We start from the raw sequence: 234 nt of genomic DNA on the forward strand, positions 1-234 counted from the left end.
TAGTGAGGATGGTGCTGCCGTTCCAGGAAACTTTGCCCTTGCTGCCGATATGGATCTTCTGGATGCGCTGGCTTTGGAAGAAATGCCAGATAATTACCGGAATGTTGTTGCGGTTAATACAGATGATCTTGATGCACAATTTGCCAAAGACATTAAAGAAGTTATCGAATCAGATGAATTTGAACAAATTATTGATGAAGAATTTCAAGGCTTTGGGAAACCGGGCTGGATGAC

The 234-nt window shown here is 42.3% G+C and carries 1 protein-coding gene; it reads left to right on the forward strand.

Annotated features, from left to right (window positions below):
• A partial coding sequence (locus RG959_RS24945) for a MetQ/NlpA family ABC transporter substrate-binding protein (protein ID WP_342799380.1) occupies positions 1–234 on the forward strand: 234 nt, incomplete at both ends.

This window comes from Domibacillus sp. 8LH, assembly GCF_038806185.1.
Taxonomy (GTDB): Bacteria; Bacillota; Bacilli; order Bacillales; family Domibacillaceae; genus Domibacillus; species Domibacillus indicus_A.